This window comes from Faecalibacterium sp. 7, assembly GCF_049562865.1.
In the GTDB taxonomy this organism is placed as follows: Bacteria; Bacillota; Clostridia; order Oscillospirales; family Ruminococcaceae; genus Faecalibacterium; species Faecalibacterium wellingii.
This window is the reverse complement of sequence record NZ_CP186911.1, coordinates 2,216,117-2,237,438: the sequence shown is the minus strand read 5'-3', so window position 1 is coordinate 2,237,438 and position 21,322 is coordinate 2,216,117. Positions and strand designations below refer to the sequence as shown.

At 56.8% G+C, this 21,322-nt stretch carries 14 protein-coding genes, 1 tRNA gene and 1 pseudogene; 7 read left to right on the top strand and 9 right to left on the bottom strand.

What is annotated here, in order from left to right; all coding sequences use genetic code 11:
• Positions 1–3: 3 nt before the first annotated feature.
• The 5 genes from ACKXF7_RS11140 to ACKXF7_RS11120 all read left to right on the top strand — a co-directional run bounded on the left by ACKXF7_RS11140 (position 4) and on the right by ACKXF7_RS11120 (position 7,383).
• Positions 4–2,208: a dynamin family protein gene (locus ACKXF7_RS11140; RefSeq protein WP_423741306.1), complete on the top strand. Its 2,205-nt coding sequence runs from the start codon at positions 4–6 to the stop codon at positions 2,206–2,208.
• Between the two features lie 47 nt (positions 2,209–2,255).
• Complete coding sequence (locus tag ACKXF7_RS11135; protein ID WP_423741305.1) at positions 2,256–3,521, top strand: dynamin family protein; 1,266 nt, start codon at positions 2,256–2,258, stop codon at positions 3,519–3,521.
• A complete protein-coding gene (locus ACKXF7_RS11130) occupies positions 3,514–6,024 on the top strand; it encodes a CFI-box-CTERM domain-containing protein (protein WP_423741304.1) in 2,511 nt (836 codons plus the stop codon). The genes ACKXF7_RS11135 and ACKXF7_RS11130 overlap by 8 nt, the downstream gene beginning before the upstream one ends.
• 154 nt (positions 6,025–6,178) lie before the next feature.
• Complete coding sequence (locus tag ACKXF7_RS11125) at positions 6,179–6,622, top strand: AAA family ATPase (RefSeq protein ID WP_423741303.1); 444 nt, start codon at positions 6,179–6,181, stop codon at positions 6,620–6,622.
• Positions 6,565–7,383 (top strand): RtcB family protein, encoded by an 819-nt coding sequence (locus ACKXF7_RS11120; RefSeq protein ID WP_339395639.1) that lies wholly within the window; start codon positions 6,565–6,567, stop codon positions 7,381–7,383. Before ACKXF7_RS11125 ends, ACKXF7_RS11120 begins: the two co-directional genes overlap by 58 nt.
• Here ACKXF7_RS11120 and ACKXF7_RS11115 read toward each other — a convergent pair.
• From ACKXF7_RS11115 to ACKXF7_RS11095, 5 genes and pseudogenes are all read right to left on the bottom strand, one after another.
• Positions 7,358–7,521, bottom strand: a pseudogene (locus ACKXF7_RS11115) (DUF6061 family protein); the annotation flags it as partial. The gene ACKXF7_RS11120 and the pseudogene ACKXF7_RS11115 overlap by 26 nt on opposite strands.
• Positions 7,522–7,673: 152 nt before the next feature.
• Positions 7,674–7,751: transfer RNA gene (locus tag ACKXF7_RS11110), tRNA-Pro, on the bottom strand.
• Positions 7,752–7,886: 135 nt separating this feature from the next.
• A complete protein-coding gene (gene uvrA, locus ACKXF7_RS11105) occupies positions 7,887–10,751 on the bottom strand; it encodes an excinuclease ABC subunit UvrA (RefSeq protein ID WP_348583367.1) in 2,865 nt (954 codons plus the stop codon).
• Positions 10,738–12,795 (bottom strand): excinuclease ABC subunit UvrB, encoded by a 2,058-nt coding sequence (gene uvrB / locus ACKXF7_RS11100; protein ID WP_423741301.1) that lies wholly within the window; start codon positions 12,793–12,795, stop codon positions 10,738–10,740. Before uvrB ends, uvrA begins: the two co-directional genes overlap by 14 nt.
• Positions 12,796–12,964: 169 nt before the next feature.
• Complete coding sequence (locus ACKXF7_RS11095) at positions 12,965–13,684, bottom strand: JAB domain-containing protein (RefSeq protein ID WP_339395854.1); 720 nt, start codon at positions 13,682–13,684, stop codon at positions 12,965–12,967.
• Between the two features lie 164 nt (positions 13,685–13,848).
• Here ACKXF7_RS11095 and ACKXF7_RS11090 point away from each other — a divergent pair, with 164 nt between their 5' ends.
• Together ACKXF7_RS11090 and ACKXF7_RS11085 are read left to right on the top strand one after the other, a co-directional pair.
• Positions 13,849–14,856 carry an RluA family pseudouridine synthase gene (locus tag ACKXF7_RS11090; RefSeq protein WP_423741299.1) on the top strand — a complete coding sequence of 336 codons (1,008 nt, stop codon included), beginning with the start codon at positions 13,849–13,851 and terminating at the stop codon, positions 14,854–14,856.
• Positions 14,849–15,469 carry a CatA-like O-acetyltransferase gene (locus tag ACKXF7_RS11085; protein ID WP_423741298.1) on the top strand — a complete coding sequence of 207 codons (621 nt, stop codon included), beginning with the start codon at positions 14,849–14,851 and terminating at the stop codon, positions 15,467–15,469. Before ACKXF7_RS11090 ends, ACKXF7_RS11085 begins: the two co-directional genes overlap by 8 nt.
• Positions 15,470–15,519: 50 nt before the next feature.
• Here the strand turns inward: ACKXF7_RS11085 and ACKXF7_RS11080 are convergent, their stop codons facing one another.
• From ACKXF7_RS11080 to ACKXF7_RS11065, 4 genes are all read right to left on the bottom strand, one after another.
• Positions 15,520–15,924, bottom strand: a complete 405-nt coding sequence (locus tag ACKXF7_RS11080; RefSeq protein WP_097775441.1) for a hypothetical protein — start codon at positions 15,922–15,924, stop codon at positions 15,520–15,522.
• 191 nt (positions 15,925–16,115) lie between these two features.
• A complete protein-coding gene (locus ACKXF7_RS11075; RefSeq protein ID WP_249236787.1) occupies positions 16,116–17,402 on the bottom strand; it encodes a diaminopimelate decarboxylase family protein in 1,287 nt (428 codons plus the stop codon).
• Between the two features lie 133 nt (positions 17,403–17,535).
• The gene (locus ACKXF7_RS11070; protein ID WP_423741296.1) at positions 17,536–19,431 is read right to left on the bottom strand and encodes a polysaccharide biosynthesis protein; all 1,896 of its coding nucleotides are present in this window, start codon (positions 19,429–19,431) and stop codon (positions 17,536–17,538) included.
• Positions 19,432–19,659: 228 nt separating this feature from the next.
• On the bottom strand, positions 19,660–21,243 hold the full coding sequence (locus tag ACKXF7_RS11065; RefSeq protein ID WP_423741295.1) for an oligosaccharide flippase family protein: 1,584 nt from the start codon (positions 21,241–21,243) through the stop codon (positions 19,660–19,662).
• Positions 21,244–21,322: the final 79 nt, after the last annotated feature.

Genomic DNA, 21,322 nt, shown 5'->3' with positions numbered 1-21,322 from the left:
ATTATGGGATTTGATCCAGCAAAAGCAAATGCGTATCTTCAGCAGGCCCGGCAGATAGAACAGACCCTGAGCGAACATCAGGAGTTGTTCGACGAGGGCAAGTTCCTTGATTTTCAGTCCGTCACCACAACGCTGGAAACTGAGATCCAGCGCGCCCAGCAGGAAGCCCGCAAGTTGAGCATCGGTATCGTGGGTGCCATGAAGGCCGGAAAATCCTCCTTTCTGAACGCCTGTATCTTTGGCGGCAAGGACGTTCTGCCCAAGGCGGCCACCCCCATGACCGCCGCCCTGACCCGCATCCGCTATTCCGAGACGCCGCAGGCAACAGTGCATTTCTATGAGCGGAAGGACTGGGAAAAAATCGAGGACAACGCGCAGAAATACGAGGAGCAACTGAACACTAAATACAGCAACTATTGCAAAATCTATGACAGGTCCCACGCGGACAGCACAGAGGGCGTGTGCTCCAAGCAAGTGTTTGAGCGCACACTCTTCCAGCAGGATGTCTCCGAGGTGCTGAAAAGCGCCAAAGAGCTGACCCAGATGGTCGGCTCGAACTCTGCCATCCTGGAACATCTGGGGGATGCGGACGTGCTGGACGGTGACATCATGGCCAAGCTGCAGGATTACGTTGGCGCACGCGGCCGGTTCACACCCATCGTGAACTATGTCGAGCTGGAAGTGAATCTCCCTGAGCTGGAGGATCTGGAGATCGTGGATACCCCGGGCCTGAATGACCCTATCGTCTCCCGCAGCTATGCCACACGGCAGTTTCTGCGCGCCTGCGACGTCGTGATCCTGCTGTCCCCGTGCAGCCAGTTCATGGACGCCAACACGGTCGGCCTGATGGCCAACGGTCTGCCGGACAACGGCGTGCGGAAGGTGATCGTGGTGGGCAGCAAACTGGATTCCGGCCTGCTGAACGAGCCGAAAGGCAGTTTTGCTGTTGCCTCTCAACACGCACTGAACAGTTACAAGGGTCAGTTCCGTAACACCATGCAGCAGGCTATGCGTAACAATCCCCGCCGGGCCGGCATCATGGAAAAGATCAGCGAAAGCGATTTGCTGTTCGTCTCCTCCACCTGCTCTTCCATGGCCCGCAAGCAGAAGCAGCATCAGCCGCTGAGTCCGGCAGAGAACCTTGTTTTGCAGAATCTGCACAGCAACTTCCCGGACTTTGACGAGACTCTGCTGTCATCCATCGGCGGCATCAACAAGGTCCTGAAGACGCTGGAAGCCGTGCGACAGCAGAAGGCAGAAATCATCCATGGCAGAAACAATACCCTGCTGGAAACCGCACAGATAAACCATCTGCGCGCACTGGATAAGATCCAGCAGGAGCTGTCCTCCAGCCGCACCACCCTGAAAAATTCTACCTCTGAGCAGCTCCTGCAGCGTACCGAAGCGATTCAACAGGTCATGGAGTCCTCCCGCGGCAAGCTGATGTATATTTTTGACGGTGCTGCCATCGGCTGCAAAAACAAAGTCAACCAGCTGCTACCGCAGCTCACACTGGAACAGCAGAACCACCAGCGGCTGGACGTGCAGACCAGTTCCGAGGAACATCACGGTGTCGAAGGCACAGGCCTTTTCGGTTTAATAAAAGAGCACTACTCCTATACGGTCACGAACAACCGGGTTGATGTTTCGGAGGTCGTGACCAACCTTGAGCACCACGCCTCCACCTGCCAGAACACGATCAATCAGGAATTCCAGTATGTCTTCAACCGGGAGCAGCTCTCCCACCGCATTGTCGAGGTGGTTCTGGATGCTTTCCGAAAGAGCGACATGGAGTTTGACGAGGACGACATCCGGCTGCCGCTCCAGAATGTGCTGAACGAGCTTTCCAGTCCGGAGATCCGGTTCGACTACACAACCTACATCGACAAGGTCGAAAGTCAGTTTCCTTCCGGCTATGCGGAAAACGACGACATCCACAAGCTGAAATCTCTTCAGACCCGACTGCTGAACGAAATTGACCAAGACATGGGCCAGCAGTTGACCGCCGCGCTGCAGATGGCCGCCAATATGCTGAACAAGCAGGCCGTAACCTTTGCCGACCGGATTCAGGAGCTGCTCTGCGGCGAGCTGGAAAAGCTTCAGGGGCAGATTCAGGAGCGCGAGACCTACCTTGCTGCCTATCAGCAGTTTGACAAAACGATCCAGCAGATGAAAAAACAGCTGGCACAGACCGACAGCTCCCACTGACGGGTTCTGTTCCCCGCCTGCGGAAACCATAAGAAAGGTGTGACACCGTGCCATTTATTATTGACGAAGACGAGCCCGACCTGAGCACGCTTTTTCAGGGTGTAAAAGTGCCCGAATCCAACATGTACATTTCCGACAGCAGTCAGGCCGTCCGGTTGCTGTCGGAGCTGATCCGCAACGAAAAGCAGCCGCCCGTCCACCGAATCAAGTCCATGGTGGCGCAACTGTTTGCCTTGTTTTCAGAGATTTCGCTGGACAACGAGCTGGAACTGTACGAGCAATTCCTGAACCTGTGTGCCCGGCTGACCGAGATTCAGAAGATCCGGAAACTCCAGAATAAGGCTGTGGTCAGCTTCGGCGGCAAATTCAGTGCCGGAAAGTCCCGCTTCATCAACGCCATTTCCGGCATTCAAGACTTGCTCCCGGTTGACCAGAAACCCACCACCTCTGTTCCCACCTACATCATCAAAGCCGACCATGATACGCTTTCCGCCAACAGCATCTACGGCTATAGCACCCCGCTGACCACGCAGTCCATGGGCGCGTTGACCCACGAATTCTACGATACCTATGGCATCGGGTTTTCGGCTTTTCTGGACTGCATTATTGCAGAATCCAGTTCGTTCATCCTGCCGGAAGGAATCGCCTTGCTGGACACGCCGGGCTATACGAAATACGATGAGAAGAGCCTTTCCAAGATGACTCTCTCTGACCGACAGCGCGCCTTTGAACAGCTCCGCGCTTCCGATTATCTGATCTGGCTGGTGGATATCGACAACGGCGGGTTGAACCAGGATGACCTCGATTTTCTGGCCTCGCTGCATTTTCAGACCAAAATTCTGGTTGTTTTCACCAAAGCCGATCTGAAACCGGAGCATGAAATCCATGAAATCTTGAATCTTGCCCGGCAGACAATGGTCCGGACTGCCATCCCATGCTTCGGGGTCACGGCCTATTCCTCTAATCAGAACCAAGAGTACTGCGGTAATCTGATCCCGGTGTTCTTCCAGTATGTCCTGCAGGATTCCGTGCGCAGCAATGATTTGTTCACTGCGTTCCAGAAACTGGAAGACCAGCTGCGCCAGAACCTTGTCCGTGCCATCGACACGACCGGGCACACAGCGCGGGACTTGTTTGGGGGTATCACCCGCTCCCGGCAGGTGATGCAGATCCGCTCGCTGGTGGAGCTGTGGGGCAGAACACAGCAAAAGTACACGCAGTTAAGGAAGCTGCTCAAGCGCTATGATAATCTCGTGACACAGATAAATCATGAGATCGCAAGCTACATTCAGTCGGAGGATCAACATGGATAATACCACAGCCTATCTAGCCGTTCTGGCTCGGATCATGCAGGAGGAGCGCGCAGAGACCACTACCGGGTCGTGGGAGCACTACGAAAAGCTGTACGCTCTGGTCCATACCGACCTGACCACACAGCTCAAAGCCTCCCGCTATCCCGATGCGCCCGCCCTGCAAAAAAAGGCTGAGGGTCTGCTGGACGAGATGGAACCCCTGTACCTCTGCCCCGAGCTGGCCGGCACCGGCTGCCTGCTGATCTCGGACTACCACACCAACACTCTCTTTGAGCCTTTCCGGCGCGCATTCCTGCACTGGGCAGACATTGCCCCGCTGCTCCGGCTCCAGACGCAGATTCCATTTCTGATCGTGGACAGCGAAGAGGATCAGCTGGAAGTTCTGAACTATGCCAACCGGCATGTTGCCCTGTCCCCCGCCGAATATGAACTGCTCCTGACCGAAAGCGGCAAGAACCGCGTAGCTCTCAACAAGATCGTCCAAGTCTTTCTGCTGCGCACCCCGCTGGCGGTCAAAAACGTTTCGCTTATTTTCGATAACGTCTACCACCGGGCAGAGCAGCTGTTCGGGGGCGCGGTGAGCCGAAAGATCGCCTGTCTTAATTCCCGCGGCTTCCAGACCGCTTCCAAGCGCGGACTGGATCATTTTGACGCGGTCACCTGTAAACCGGAGCTGGTTCCCGCACTGAAAGCCCACCCGGCACTCTGCCATTATCCCCGCATGGACTGGGCGATGCTGGTTCCCTGTCTGGGCACCATCCACCCGATTCTGTACGGCTTCCAATACCGTTTTCAGGCACTCTTTACGCAGATGGAATGCTATTATCTGCGCAGCAGCAATGAAATGCAGGAAGTCGTCCGACAGATCACCGATGACATCGTGCGGCTGGGCGAGAAACAGAACGATGCCCTGCCGCAGCTCCGACAGTCGGCCAAAGAGGCCGGAGACCAGCTGAACAACGAGTGGAACGCCCTGCAGCCTGTTCTGGAAACGATTCACACCTGCCTGACGGAAAACGAAAAGGATCTGCGGGATCTCTCTTCCAGCGGGAAAGAGGTGCCCCGCCGTGTGTGGGATGCTGTGTTCGAGATTTTCTTTACCGAAGAGCGAGAAAAGACCCGTTTCGGGCAGAAGATCGAAGCCAGCCTGCGTACACTGGAATATCCGGAGCTTCCGCTGGTACAGGCCTACCTGAAAAAGAAGGCCGGAAAACCCGTCAGTGCTCCAGTCGTCACGGTAGGCCCCGGCGAGTGGGAAAAGGCCCGGATGCTGCTGGAACTTCAGAACCCGGACAGTCTGTCCCGCGCAACGTTGCGCCAGTATGTGGACCTGTTGAAGCCGAATCGGCTTTCCTCTGGCCGGGAATATTACGCAAAAAGCCTGATTGCCACGTTCCCAGAAGACGTCACCTCGGCCCTGACCGAAAGCTTCCAGCGGGGATACCTGCCCGCCGGAGAAAAGCTGTTGCAGCTCTACAACTGCGCTTCCTCTTCCATTGATCTTTCCGTGCTGGTCAACGGTCTGCTGCCGGAAGCCTGCGTGGCAATGGCTCAACGGAGCACCCCGCGCTGTGTAACATACTCCGATCTGGCCGATCCGGGATTCACTTATTATAAGCTGGCCGCAGTCAAAGGATATCTACCCGCCATCCAGTTCATCGTGGACAAGCTGTATGATTCTGGTTTTTCCACCGCCAAGCGGATCGGCTCGACCAGCCTGACCGATGCTGCCAGAAAAAAATATGCAGAGAACGGAAAGGTTCTCTGTTCTCTGTGCCACTATCTCATCGAGGAACGCAGCCATCAGTCACTGCACAACAGCGAGATTCTTGGTGTGGTGCTGTTCTGCTTGGGCGAATCCTATTCCGAGGCCATGTGCCTGCTTTCCGGCATTGACACCGGCGTTTCTAATTTCTGCAAGGGATGTATGTACCATCACGGCTATGGTGTCGCCCAGAATACGGAGCAGGCCATACGCTATTATCAGCTGGCCGCCCTCAAAGGCTTCAAGAACCCATCCCTGCAGCCTTCCCTGCGTGCGTGCTATCAGGCAGATGCAAAAGAAAAAGAAGAACAGACTACCGCCTATCAGGAGAAAAACAGCTACAAACGCACAACGTCCAACTACCAGACTCACGACAGTGGCTGCTTTATCACAACGGCCACCTGTCGTGCACTGCACGCCGGGGATGACTGCCGCGAGCTGAACCTGCTGCGCTGGTTCCGGGACAACAAGCTGCAATCCACGCCACAGGGTGAAGCCATCGTCCGGGAATATTACCGCGTGGGGCCGCTGCTGGTGCAGGCCATCGATCGCACTCCGGATCCCGACGCACTGTATCAGTCCTTGTGGGAAGACTACATCCGCCCCAGCTGTACGGCACTGGAAAACCGTCAGTGGGAACCGGCCAAGCAAATCTATGTCCGGATGGTCAAGACTCTGTGCCTCCGGTTCGGGGTGGAAGTTCGCCCTCAGATCTGCGAAGCCTTGAAGGACTACTAAACCGCAAAACTCAACAAAAAGCCGAAGCAGGATGACAGAATCTGTCATCCTGCTTTGTTATACTGTGTTCAAACAAATGGAAAGGGGCGCGGAAGATAAAATCTTTGAATTATACAGGAATCGTCATTCGTCGCATCACGGAGGATAAATCGCCTTGAATCTCACAGTTTCGGTCAACCAGAAGCAGCTTCTGGATATTTTATTGAATGTCGGCCTCGTGCGCCCGGTCTTTATCTGGGGCGCACCCGGCATCGGCAAATCTGCCATCGTGGAGCAGTTTGCCGAAGATATGGGGTTGCCCTGTGTTTCTCTGCTGGGCAGCCAACTTGCACCGGAAGATATCATTGGTGTGCCGCAGATCGTGGACGGGCGCAGTGTGTTTTGCCCGCCCCGGATGATCGCACGAGAAGAGCCTTATTGTCTGTTTCTGGATGAGTTGAACGCATGCTCGCAGGAAGTTCAGAAAACGTTCTACTCCCTTATTCTGGAGCGACGCATCGGGGAATACCATCTGCCCAAAGGCTCCATATTGGTTGTGGGATGTTGGCTGTCAGGTTCCGGGCAAAGCGTCTGGAGCTTCAAAAGCTGGACAAGCTGATTTGGGACAGCATCCCTTCCGGTAAAAGTGCGCGAAATGCACCACACCATTTTGCAGAACGGGCAAGTCTGGACTCCCTGCACTGTCTGCACCATGTCCAAAAAGACAAGGCACTCTGTGCTGTGGGAACGCTGGGCGGCGGAAACCATTTTATCGAAGTAGACAAAACCCAAAACGGCGATTTCTGGCTAATCATCCATTCTGGCAGTCGGCGGCTTGGCGTAAAGGTGGCTTCGTTTTACCAGAACGAAGCATTTCACCAGTGCCCAGAGGAAACACCTTTTGAATTGGCGTATGCCACGGGCAGCTTAATGGACGATTATCTGCATGATATGCGTATTACGCAGGCATTTGCTGAACTGAACCGCCGTGCTATTGCCAACGACATCATCAAGGGCATAAAGCTGGATGTGGAAGAAACCATCTCCACGATTCACAACTACATCGACCTTGATTCGATGATTCTGCGCAAAGGGGCAGTGTCTGCAAAAGAAGGCGAGAAGCTTATTATCCCGATGAATATGCGGGATGGCTGTCTGCTCTGCATCGGAAAGGGCAATCAGGACTGGAACGAATCTGCTCCCCACGGTGCAGGCCGCCTAATGAGCCGCGCCGCTGCCCGGAGCAGTTTTACCTTGTCCACAGTACAAGAAAGAGATGAAAGGCATCTATACCACTTCTGTCAACCGGAATACGTTGGACGAAAGCCCGATGGCCTACAAGCCGATGGAATCTATAGCCAAGCGGGTCATTGTAGATGAGATAATCCAACTCCGACCTCTGCCCAGTGCATCCTCAACCCCGGTACAGTCAATTGAAATTTTACTCCCATCCCGGAGCAGCAGCTCCACGCAGCCGGTGTCCATGTTGAATTTGCAAACGCTTTCATCATACTTCATGTTCGTGTCCTCCTGAAATCATGTCGTAGCTTATATTGCCCAATCTATGATTTCGGATTTCATCTTCCACGGACACCCATATTGAATTTTCCGAAGAAAACAAATAATCCGAACCCATCTCCTATCGGAAACAAGTTCGGATTATTTTTGTTTGGTCCGAGTGGCGAGAATCGAACTCACGGCCTCTTGAACCCCATTCAAGCGCGCTACCAAAACTGCGCTACACCCGGATATCGACCGCCGCTTCCCTACCGAAGCGTGGCGACATGAAATATTATACTCAGATGCAACAGTTTTGTCAACCGATTTTTGCAATTTTCTTTGCTTTTTTTGCAAAAAGTCTGATTTTTGCGAAAGTACGCGCTTTATTTATTTTGTTCTTTTTCTTGCAGGATCTTGTCTTTTTCCAAAAGTGGCTTCAGATACTGGCCGGTAAAGCTGCCCGGCACCTCTGCCACCTGTTCCGGCGTGCCCTCGGCCACGATTTCACCGCCTGCACTGCCGCCCTCAGGGCCAAGATCGATAATATGATCGGCGCACTTGATCAGATCCAGATTGTGCTCAATGACAATGACCGTGTTGCCCGCATCCACCAGCTTTTGCAGCACCTCGATCAGGCGGTGCACGTCTGCGATGTGCAGGCCGGTAGTAGGCTCGTCGAGGATATACACGGTCTTGCCGGTGCTGCGGCGGGCCAGCTCGTTTGCCAGCTTCACGCGCTGGGCTTCGCCGCCGGAAAGGGTGGTGGCGCTCTGGCCCAGTGTTACATAACCAAGACCCACGTCCAGCAGGGTCTGCAGCTTGCGGGCGATCTTGGGCTGATTGGCAAAGAAGACCACCGCTTCCTCCACCGTCATGTTCAGCACATCGGAGATGGTCTTTTCCTTATACTTCACTTCCAGCGTTTCACGGTTGTAGCGTGCACCCTTGCACACTTCGCAGGGCACATACACATCCGGAAGAAAGTGCATTTCGATCTGTAGGATGCCGTTGCCCTCGCAGGCTTCACAACGGCCGCCCTTGACGTTGAAGCTGAAACGCCCCGGGCCGTAGCCGCGCATTTTGGCATCCTGCGTCTGGGAGAACACCGTGCGGATATCATTGAACACACCGGTATAAGTGGCAGGATTGGAGCGGGGCGTACGGCCGATCGGCTGCTGGTCGATGCCGATGACCTTATCCACAAATTCCAGCCCTTCTACCCCATCACACTTGCCCGCGCGGGAACGGGCACCGTTCAGCTCGCAGGCAAGGGTCTTGTACAGGATCTCGTTGATCAGGCTGGACTTACCGGAGCCGGAAATACCGGTGACGCAGATAAACTCGCCCAGCGGGAATTTTACGTCGATGTTGCGCAGGTTGTTTTCCCGTGCGCCCTTCACGGTGAGAAAATTGCCGTTGCCGGTGCGGCGGGTCTGCGGCACGGCAATGCGCTTGCGGCCGGAGAGGTAATCGCCAGTGATGCTGCGCTTTGCCTTACAGATATCTTTGACAGAGCCCGCAGCCACGATCTCGCCGCCATGAACACCGGCCCCCGGGCCTACATCCACGATATAATCCGCGCTGCGCATGGTGTCCTCATCGTGCTCTACCACGATCACCGTATTGCCGAGGTCCCGCAGATTTTTCAGCGTAGCAATGAGCTTGTCATTATCACGCTGATGCAGACCGATGCTGGGCTCGTCCAGCACATAGAGCACACCGGAAAGTGCGCTGCCGATCTGGGTGGTCAGGCGGATGCGCTGGCTCTCGCCGCCGGAAAGGGTGCCTGCGGAACGGGCCAGCGTGAGATAATCCAGACCCACGCTCTGCAAAAACTGCAGGCGGTTCCGGATCTCCTTCATGATCTGCCCGCCGATCTGCTTCTGTTTTTCGGTCAGGTGCGGCTCATTTTCTTTGATGAAGGCCAGCTCATCCCGGATGGACATTTCGCAGAAATCACTGATATTCTTATCCCCAATGGTCACGGCCAGAACTACCGGCTTCAGGCGCTTGCCGTGACAGTCCGGGCACTCCACGCCGGACATGAAACTGCCGATCTCCTCCTTCATCCACTCGCTGTTGGTCTCGCGGAAGCGGCGCTCCAAATTCTCCACGATGCCCTCGAAGGTATTATAATACACTCCGCTGCCGAACTCGTTGGTGCGGTGCATCTCAATTTTTTCGCCATTGGTGCCGTACAGCAAAGCATTGACGGCCTCAGTGCTCATCTCTTTGATGGGCGTATCCAGCGTGAAGCCGTACTTTTTTCCAAGGCCCAGATAATACATTTCGGACACAGACCCTTCAGCATAGTACCAGCCGCTGGCCTTGATGGCTCCCTCCCGGATGGAAAGATTCCGGTTGGGCAGGATGCGCTCCTCGTCCACCCGCATAAAGGTGCCAAGGCCGGTGCATTTTTCGCAGGCTCCCAGCGGGTTATTAAAGGAGAAGAGCCGCGGCGACAGGTCGCTGATGGAAATACCATGCTCCGGGCAGGCAAAGTTCTGACTGAAGGTCATGCACTCGCCGCCGATCACATCCACCTCGGCGATGCCGCCGGTAAGCGCCAGCGCAGTCTCCAGAGAATCGGCCAGACGGCCCCGGATGCCCTTGCGCAGGGCAAGACGGTCCACCACGATCTCCACTGTGTGCTTGATGTTTTTTTCCAGCTTGATCTCTTCGTCCAGATCATACATGTTTCCGTCAATTTTCACGCGGGCATAACCACCGCGGCGGGCGGCATCCAGCTCTTTCTGCTGGGTGCCCTTTCGCTGCCGCACCACCGGTGCCAGCACCTGAAATTTGGTGCCTTCTTCCAGTTTGAGCACCGCATCCACCATTTCGTCCACGGTCTGCTGGCTGATCACCCGCCCGCATACCGGGCAGTGGGGCACGCCCACGCGGGCGTACAAAAGACGCAGATAATCGTAGATTTCGGTCACAGTGCCCACGGTAGAGCGGGGGTTGTGGCTGGTGGTTTTCTGGTCGATGGAAATTGCCGGCGAGAGACCGGTGATCTCGTCCACATCGGGCTTATCCATGCGGCCCAGAAACATGCGTGCGTAGCTGGAAAGGCTTTCCACATAGCGGCGCTGACCGTCGGCGTAGATGGTGTCAAAAGCAAGGCTCGACTTGCCCGAACCGGAAAGTCCGGTCATGACGATCAGCTTTTCCCGTGGGAGGGTCAGATTTACATTTTTCAGGTTGTGCTCGCGGGCACCTCTGATGACGATCTTATCGTTTGCCAAGGTATTTTCTCCCTTTTCGTTGTGTCTGTGAATGGTTCTGTTTGCGCTCCGTCTCAGCGGCAGAGTCTACCGTCGGGTTCTCGCCGCGGCGCAGGCGGTCGATCTGGTCACGCAGGAAGGCTGCATGCTCAAATTCCAGCAGCTTCGCCGCCTCCTTCATCTCACGGGTCAGGCGCTCGATGGCGGCTTCCCGCTCCATCCTGCCCATACGGCGGGTGTTCAGCTTAGCGTTCTCCGCTTTATCGCTGATCTCAATGCTGTCTGCGATGGCCTTGACGATGGTTTTGGGCACGATGCCGTGTTCCTGATTATAGGCCATCTGGATGGCGCGGCGGCGTTCGGTTTCGGTGATAGCGCGGTCCATGCTGTCGGTGACGACATCCGCATACATGATCACAAGGCCCTCGGCGTTGCGGGCTGCGCGGCCAATGGTCTGGATCAGGCTGGTCTCACTGCGCAGGAAGCCCTCTTTATCCGCGTCCAGAATGGCCACAAGGCTCACCTCCGGCAGGTCCAGACCCTCGCGCAGCAGATTGATGCCCACCACAACATCGATGCTGCCCAGCCGCAGATCCTTGATGATCTCCATCCGCTCGAAGGTGTCCACCTCGTGGTGCATATACTTGACCTTGATCCCCTGCTCGGTGAGGTAATCGGTCAGGTCCTCGGCCATTTTCTTGGTCAGGGTGGTCACAAGAACACGCTCATGCCGCTGGATGCGGGTGTTGATCTCGCCCAGCAGATCCACCACCTGCCCTTCCACCGGGCGCACCGAGATCAGCGGGTCCAGAAGGCCGGTGGGCCGGATGACCTGCTGCGCCACCTGCGTGCTGTTCTGACGCTCGTAGTCGCCGGGCGTAGCCGAAACAAAGATCATCTGGTTAAGCTTGGATTCCACTTCCTCAAACTTGAGCGGTCGGTTATCAAAAGCCGACGGCAGGCGGAAGCCATACTCCACCAGTGTTTTTTTGCGGGCGTAGTCTCCGCCGTACATGGCGCGCACCTGCGGCAGGGTCACATGGCTCTCATCCACAAACAACAGAAAATCGTCCGGGAAATAATCCAGCAGGGTGGTGGGCATACTGCCCGGTTTTCGGCCGGAGAGCACTGCCGAATAGTTCTCAATGCCCTTGCACATGCCCACCTCGTTGAGCATTTCAATGTCGTAATTGGTGCGCTGAGCGATGCGCTGGGCTTCGATGAGCTTGCCCTCTGCGGTGAACTGCTTCACCTGCGCGTCACACTCGGCACGAATCTTTTCCAGCGCGGCGGCCTTCTTCTCGGCGCTGACGATGTAGTGACTGGCTGGGAAGATGGCCACATGCTTGACCACATTCTGCTTGGCACCGGTGAGCGGATTGAACTCGGTGATGCGGTCGATCTCGTCCCCGAAAAACTCCACCCGGATGGCAAGCTCGCTCATATAGGCAAGGTAGATGTCCACGATGTCGCCGTGGACGCGGAACTTATTGCGCACAAAATTCACGTCATTGCGTTCATATTGCAGTGTCACAAGCTTCTGGCACAGCGCATCGCGCTCCATCTGCATGCCGGGGCGCAGGCTGATGACCATGCTGCGGTAGTCGATAGGATCGCCCAGCGAGTAGATGCAGGACACCGAAGCTACGATCATCACGTCCCTCCGCTCCGAAAGTGCCGCCGTGGCCGAGTGGCGCAGACGGTCGATCTCGTCATTGATGGCGCTGTCCTTTTCAATATAGGTATCAGTGCTGGGGATATAGGCTTCCGGCTGGTAGTAATCGTAGTAGCTGACGAAATACTCCACCGCATTGTTGGGGAAAAAGGAGCGGAACTCGGTGCACAGCTGTGCCGCCAGTGTTTTATTGTGGGCCAGCACCAGCGTGGGGCGGTTGCATTTTGCAATCACATTTGCCATGGTAAAGGTCTTGCCGCTGCCAGTAACTCCCAACAGGGTCTGGCAGCGGTCGCCGCGCTCCACGCCCTCCACCAGTGTTTCAATGGCCTGCGGCTGGTCGCCGGTGGGCTGGTAAGAGGATACCAGTTCAAATTTTTCGTCTGCCATCTTCCCTCTCCTCTCCGGCCCTCACGCAAAGAACCACAATCAGTTGTATTTTATGTTTTGATTATAGCACAGTAGTTTTATAATGTAAACAGTTCTTTGTGAAAACCATCCTGACAGCTGTTAATTCGGCCGGCACATGATGAAAGCCGCTTCCCGTTTCCGATAAAGCTCACGGCCAGAACAACGTACCGGTCCTGAAATCATAGATCGGCAGGCGGTTGGCATCCCGCATGGAGAAATATTCCGTATCGGTCAGGATGAAGTGATCCAGCAAATAGATGTTTACAAGACCCAGTGCCTGAGCGATGCTGCCGGTGGCTTCTATGTCCTCCATGGAGGGCAGTGCCGCACCGTTGGGGTGATTGTGGCAGAGCACTACCGTGTCGGTGCCGCCCTTGATAGCCGCAGCCACCACGCTCTTGATCTCCAGACTTACCCGGTCAGAGGTGCCTTCCCGCAGCCAGACCGCCGCCCGCACCCGTTTGCGGCTGTCCAGACTCACCAGCATGGCGCGCTCGTAGTCTGACCATGCAAACTTTGCCATGAGGTAGCTGCCCATCTGCTCGGTAGTCTTGATGCAGCGGGTGGTGCTGGTTCGGCTGCGGCTGTAATAACGGCAGATCTGCGGCAGTAGATGCAGCATCCGGGCAGTGGCAGGGCCCACACCCTCCACGGTGCACAGCTCCTCCTCACTGGCCTCCAGTACCGCCGCAAAATCACCAAAACGGTCGATGAGGTCATGTGCGATGCCGTTGGTGTCCTTCTGCGCATTGGTGAGGTACAGCACATATTCCAGTGCTTCGTGCTCGGCCAGACTGTCCAGCCCGTAGTTCTGCACCCGTTCGCGCATCCGCTGGCGATGCCCCTGATGCCGTTTGTGTTCTGCCATTGCCGGTACTCTCCTTCTTGTTCATTCCCTATAATAGTACCCATTTTGCATCGGGAACTCAAGGCTTTGGGGAAAAATAGTTTTGATCCGGGACGTTTCCGCGTTGACTTGCAGCCGTGGCTGTATTACTATAAAGGTATCTTTTGAGATTTGAGGAACCATTTATGAAACAGTATACCGCAACCGCCAACGACGACGGCGTTCGTCTTTCCCGCTTTGTGCAGAGCGTGACCCGCGATTTTCCCACCAGCCTGCTGTACAAGAGCTTCCGCAACAAGCGTGTGAAGGTGAACGGAAAAAAGGCCGCGCCGGAGTACCGCATCCAGACGGGGGATCTGATCGAATTGTACATCAACGACGAGTTTTTCCCGACGGAGGGTGCAAAGCCGGTGCAGAAGGCTGCCCCCAAAAAGCAGCCCAATCAGCCCAAGGTGACTGTCATCTACGAGGACGAAAACATTGCTGTTCTGTACAAGCCCACCCACCTGCTGTGCCATAGTGACCGCACCGGCGACGCAAACCTTGTGGACGCTTTTACCCAGTATCTGGCCGAAAAAGGCGAATACGACCCCCACGGCGAGAACCGCTTCAAGCCCGGCATCTGCAACCGGCTGGACCGCGGCACCGAGGGCCTTGTGATCGCAGCCAAGAGCTATACCGCCCTGCGTGACATGAATGAGATCATCCGCACCGATCTGCTCAAGAAGGAATACTACACCATCACGGTGGGCATCCCGCAGTCGGGACGGTTCACCGCATGGTGGGAGCACGACGAAAAGAACAATAAGGTAAGCATCCACGCACACCAGTCGCAGGACGAGCGCCGCAAGCAGATCATTACGGATGTAGACGTACTGCGTACCGCCGGGCCTTTTGCGCTGTGCCGGATCGGCCTTATCACCGGCCGCACCCACCAGATCCGCGCCCACCTTGCCTACCTTGGCCGCCCGGTACTGGGCGACATCAAGTACGGCAACCGCAAAATGAACGAGCGCACCGGCACCAAAACGCAGGCCCTGTGCGCCGTGCGCGTCAGCTTTCTGGACATTCCTGAGGAGAACAGCCTGCATTACCTCTCCGGCAAGGTCATCAAACTGAAGGACCCGCAGATCGTGAAGCAGTTTGATGCACTGGATAAAAGCAAGGCGGATGGAGAAAACAGCCATGCATAAAATCGACATGAACATGTGGCCGCGGGCAGAGCTGTTCCGGTTCTTTTCCGGAGTGTCACAGCCATTTTACAGCGTCACCTTCCGGGTGGACGTGACGAATCTCCACGCCTACACCAAAGCCCGCGGCATTTCCTTTTATTATGCCCTCGGCTACCTCGTGACCGATGCCGTGAACAGCGTGGTGAATTTCCGCTATACCATCCGGGACGGCGAGGTCTGGCTTCTGGATAAGCGCATCCCCAGCCTGACCGACCTGAAGCCCGGCAGTGAGCAGTTCCACATCGTCACACTGCCCAAGACCGGCACGCTGGACGAGTTCTGCTGCGCCGCAAAAGCTAAGAGCGCTGCACAGAAGAGCTTTCTGGATCAGGACTGCGAGACGGACGCGCTGATCTACATTTCCACCACGCCGTGGTTTGATCTGACCAGCTGCACCAACGAGCGGGATTTTGACAAAGACGACGCCATCCCCCGCATCACATGGGGCAAATATGTCCCGGAAAACGGCCGCGAAACGCTGGGCATGAGCCTTGAGGTGAGCCACCGGTTCATCGATGGGTATCACCTGGGGCAGTTTTATCAAACGCTTCAAAAAAGCATTGATGAATTGTAAAAAACGGCTGCTGTACTTTACCGTACAGCAGCCGTTTTTCTCTTTGTTCTTTACTTTTTGTCGGAGTCCTGCTCCGCCTTTTCCTGCGATTCCTGTTCACGGCGCAGCTCTTTGATGCGCTTTTTCTCGCTCTGGACATGGGGCCATGGCCAGCTGAAGCCCTCATTTTCGCGGCACCATTTGACCAGCGGATAGAACGCGAAGGCCAGACCGAAGAGGTACAGCAGAGCGTACAGCAGGGCATCCAGCGTGATGAGCGCATCCAGTGCACCGATCACCGCCACCACACAGCCTGCCTTCAGGAAGAACAGGCCATTCTGGCGGCAGTATTCCTCAAAGTGCTCCGCCTTGACGGCACGGCGGCCCTGATCGCCCCAGACACGGGGATTTTTCATGACCGAATAGCCGTAGAATACCATCATCAGGCCAAGGGTGAGCTGAAAACCAAAAAACATCTGTTGTACCTCGTTGTATTGAATCTATAACCCTCTCAGGCAAAGCCTGTCGGCTTTGCCTGCTCTCCCGAAGGACGAGTTCTTATGCACTAACGGGAAAGTATTCCCATCGTTGGGAGGATAACCTTTCGGTCAGCAGAGGAAAAGCTCCCCCTTCGGGGGAGCTGCTGAGCGCAGCGAAGCTGAGAGGGTCAGTCCTCAAACAGCGGCTTCATCAGGGGCAGGAAGTCCAGCGTTGCAAAATAATCACGCGGCGTCTCGGCACGGCGGATCAGACGGTGGGTGCCGTCCTCGCACAGCAGCACCTCTGCGCTGCGCAGCTTGCCGTTGTAGTTGTAGCCCATGGCAGAACCGTGTGCACCGGTGTCGTGGATATAGACGATATCGCCAATGTCGATCTTGGGCAGCATACGGTCGATGGCAAACTTGTCGTTGTTCTCACACAGACCGCCCACCACATCATACATGTGGTCGCAGGGCTCGTTTTCCTTGCCCAGCACAGTGATGTGATGGTATGCGCCATACATGGCGGGACGCATCAGGTTGGCAGCGCAGGCGTCCAGACCGATGTACTCCTTATAGATATGCTTTTCGTGGATGGCCGTTGCCACCAGAGCACCGTAGGGGCCGGTGGTAAAGCGGCCCATCTCGGTAAAGATCGCCACATCACCCATGCCGGCAGGCACCAGGATCTCCTCAAACTTTCTGCGCACGCCCTCACCGATGGCCATGATGTCATTTTCGGTCTGCTCCGGACGGTACGGGATACCCACACCGCCGGACAGGTTGATGTAGCCGATGTGCACGCCGGTGGCCTTCTGCACCCGGACTGCCAGCTGGAACAGGATGCCTGCCAGCTCCGGATAGTATTCATCGGAAATGGTGTTGGAGGCCAGGAAAGCGTGGATGCCGAAGTTCTTGGCACCCTTTGCAGCCAGCTTCTTGTAGCTTTCGACCATCTGCTCCTCGGTCATACCATACTTGGCATCGCCGGGCTTGTCCATGACCTGAAAGCCCTCTTCGCTCTCGCCCAGACTGAAGGTGCCGCCCGGGTTATAGCGGCAGAAGATGTTCTCCGGCACGCCGGCGACACGTTCCAGAAATTCCACCATGGTGGCGTCGTCCAGATTGATATAGGCACCCAGCTCGTAGGCCTTCTTCATATCTTCCACGGGAGTCTGGTTGGAGGAGAACATGATATCGCTGCCGGAGAAGCCGCACACCTCGCTGAGCATCAGCTCGGTCAGGGACGAGCAGTCCACGCCGCAGCCCTCCTCCTTGAGGATCTGCAGAATGACAGGGTTCGGCAAAGCCTTGACTGCAAAATACTCCTTGAAGCCTTTGTTCCAGCTGAATGCCTTGTTGATGCGGCGGGCATTTTCACGGATGCCCTTCTCGTCGTAGACATGGAACGGCGTGGGCACATCCTGAATGATCTCCTGTGCCATCGCCTCGGTCAGAAACGGTTTCTTTTCCATAGTAACATCCCTCTCATTTTATATACACGCGGCCGATTGCCGCAGTGACGTTGGTAGAAGCTCCTTCCGGCATCGCTGACGCGATGCCACCTCCCTCTTTGAGGGGGCTGTCTGCGCAGCAGACTGGGGGAGTTTACAGCTTCAGATTCTGGCGGGTAGGGGTGAAGGTGGGGATCATCTTTGCCAGCTGCTGCACCACACCCTCATCGTTGTGCTGGGCGGCTTTGGCAAGCTCCTGCAGCTGCTCGTAGAACTCGGCAAGGTCAATGCTGCGGGGCGAGGCCACAAAGATCTTGTTATGCTGGGTGCGGCGCATCTTGTCCTGCTCCTCGTCCATCATCAGCTCTTCATAGAGCTTTTCGCCCGGGCGCAGACCCACGATCTTGATCTCCATATTCACGCCCGGCTCATAGCCGTAAAAGCGGATGAGCTGCTTTGCCAGATCCATGATCTTGACCGGCTCGCCCATGTCCAGCACATAGATATTGCCGCTTTCGGCCAGCGCACCGGCCTGCAGCACCAGCTGGGCCGCTTCCGGAATGGTCATAAAGTAGCGCTCAATGTTGGGGTCTGTCAGGGTGACGGGCCCGCCTTTTTTGATCTGGGCCTCAAACAGCGGAATGACGCTGCCGTGGCTGCCCAGCACATTGCCAAAACGCACAGCCACACACTTCATATCCGTGTTGCCCGCAAAGGTCTGGATGAGCATTTCGCAGATGCGCTTGGTACAGCCCATCACGCTGGTGGGGTTCACAGCCTTATCGGTGGAAAGCTGCACGAATCGCTCCACGTCGTGCTCGCTGGCGCTCACCAGAAGGTTCTTGGTTCCCAGAACATTATTCTTCACGGCCTCGGCAGGGCTCACCTCCATGAGCGGCACATGCTTGTGAGCCGCCGCGTGGAACACCACCGTGGGGTGATAGGTCTCAAACACCTCGTCCAGCCGTTTTTTGTCCCGGATGGAGCCCACCAGCACCGTTACCGGGATATCCCGGCCGTACTTCTGCTGCAGTTCCATCAAAAGCTCATAGGCGCAGTTCTCGTAGATATCAAAAATAAGCAGCTTGCCGGGCTTGAAGCGCATCACCTGACGGCACAGCTCGCTGCCGATGGAGCCGCCGCCGCCCGTGACCAGAACGGTCTTGCCGGTAAGGTAGCCGGAGATCTGATCCGTATCCAGCGTCACCTCATCGCGGGAAAGGAAATCCGCCGGGTTCAGCTCGCGGAAGGCTCCCTGCTGGGGTGCGCCGCTGCCCACCAGCTGCGGATCGCTGAGCAGCTGCACCGCACAATGGGTGCTGACACACAGGTCGATGACATGGTTCAGTTTGCTGCCCTTCAGGGTGGGGATGGCAATGATGATGCTGTGGATGCCGTAGCGATTGCACAGCTCCGGGATATCCTCCAGCGTGCCCTTCACCGGCACCCCGTGGATGGTCTGGTTCAGCTTTGCGGGGTCGTCATCAACCGCCACCACAGCATGCCCGTATTCCTTATTGGACTTGCACACGTTGATGGCCCATGCACCGGCCTCTCCTGCACCCACGATCATCACGGGCCGGTTGGGGTCTCTGCTGGCCGAGCCGCGCAGCTTTTCGCCCAGCGGGTGGTTCAGGAACAGCCGCCATGCCAGACGGCTGCCGCCCACCAGCAGGAAGATGAGCACCGCTGCCATGCAGTTGGCAGAGTTGAACAGCACACCGTGGATGCACAGGCGGTTGACACAGTAGACGACAACGGTAGGCACAGCCACCGTTCCCGCCAGACGCATCAGGTCGCGTTCACCGGCGTACTTCCACAGTACGGAGTACAGCCCGCTGAACAGAAAGCTGGCAATGTACACCGCCACGATCCATGGCAGATTTTCGTACAGAAGCTCACGGTTATGCGGCCACCATGCAGCTTCCACTGCTCCGTCTGCCCGCAGCAGAAGCGCAAAATAAAAGCTGAATGCAACAATGGCTGCATCCAGCAGCACAAGCAGCGCCCGGCGCGCAAGCACCTGCGGCGTGTTCTTTTTATCTTTCACAAAAAAGTCCTCTTTTTGCACACGGCGTAAAACGCCGCTGTTTTTTCCGGAAGGAGCTTCCGGCGTTCCATCCTGCCCGGCGCACCGGACAGCCCTATCTTTATATTATACTCAGAAGCGCGGGGAATGTCCAGAAAATTTGCAGGAAAGGCGTCCCCTTGCGGGAAGCTGCCGCCTCAGGCGGCTGATGAGGGCGCAGGACAGCAGTATTTTACCCTAAATCCCCCCTCATCCGGCGCGGGTGCGCCCCGCAGCAGGCTGCCTGCTTTTTGTCCGGAGGGCTTTCACTTCCTCCCCCAGCCCCAGCGGCCATGCCGCCAGCAGGAATGCTGCCACCGTCATGCAGCCGCCCGCCCCCAGAGCCGCCAGCTGCATGGGCAGTTCCGACCTCAGGCCGTCCGCAAGCAGCCCTTTCAAAAAAGCACCCGCCCCTGCTGCCAGCAGCGCCGCCAGAGCAGGCGCACCCAGCCAGCGGCGGAAAGCGTGCCGCGTACCGCTGGAAAACAACAGCCGCCCGGTGTTGGCAATGCAGGTGTACAGGCTGGAAAGCAGGATCACCGCCAGAAAGCCCTTCATGCCAAAGCGCGGCAGCAGCACTACCACCCCGCCAATGCGCAGGATGGAGTCCCACACGCTGTAGCGGAACGCCGCCTTCTGCTCCCCCACCCCTTTCATGGCTCCGTCCACCATGCTTTCCAGATACATCAGCGGCATGGCGGGGGCCAGCGTTTCCAGATAAAACCCGGCTTCGGCGCTGCGGTATAAAAGCTGTGCCAGCGGGCGTCCCCACACCCAGAACAGCGTCCCCGCCAATGCAGAAAAATAACCGGTGAGCCGCAGCATCCGGTCCAAAAGCGCATTGAGACGTTTGGTCTGGCCCAGAATATGGGCCTGCGTGATCTCCGGCATCAGCAGCACCGAAAGGCTTCCCAGCAGCCCAAAGGGAAAGGTGAGCAGCGGCAGAGCCATGCCCTTGAGCACCCCGTACTGCTCCAGTGCTGCGCTGCGCCCGCCTGCGTTCGCCAGATATACCGCAAGGCAGGCGGGCACCAGCATGTTCTCTGCGGTGTGCAGGGCGCTTGCCAGCACCCGCCCGCCCTCCACCGGCCACAGGATCTCCCACAGACGGCGGGCCGGGTCTGCCGGGCGGACGGCTTTCTGCCCCGCAAAAGCGCTGCGGGCATCCCGCCGGTAAAAAGCCAGCATACACAGCGCCGACACCGCTTCGCTGACGGCTGTTGCCCCCAGCACCAGCATACAGCGCACGCCCACGGCAGCCCCTTCGGTACGGGTGAGTGCCAGAGCTACCAGTGCAATGCGCACCGTCTGCTCGGTAAGCTGGCTGAACACATTGGGGGCCACATGCCGCCGGGCGATGAAAAAGCCCCGCAGGACCGCAGACACTGCCATCCATGGCATTCCCAGCGCTGAAACGCGCAAAGCTCCGGCGGCACGGACATCACCAAGCCACCACCGGGCTGCAAGATCCGCTGTTGCCAGCTGCAGCAAAGCGGCAAACAGCCCCAGCAGAAGCCCTGCCGCCAGCAGACGCCGCAGCATTCCCCGGGCCGCACCGCGGGCAGTGTCCGAACCGCTGAGTTCTTCGGCCATGAGCCGGGTAGCTGCCACCGAGACGCCCGCCGTTGCCAGCGTGATGAACAGCGAATACACCGCCAGCACCAGTTGATACAGGCCCATCCCCTCGCCGCCCAGCTCGTTTGCCAGCCAGATGCGCAGCCCCATACCGGCCAGCCGCAGCACCACGTCTGAGCCGGTAAGCAGCGCCGCGTTTTTTAAATAGCTCTGCCGCATGGCACACCCCCTCCTGACGGTCACAGTCTCTCTTTTCAGCCTATGCATCTGCACTCTGAAAAAGACGAGCGGCGCGGCG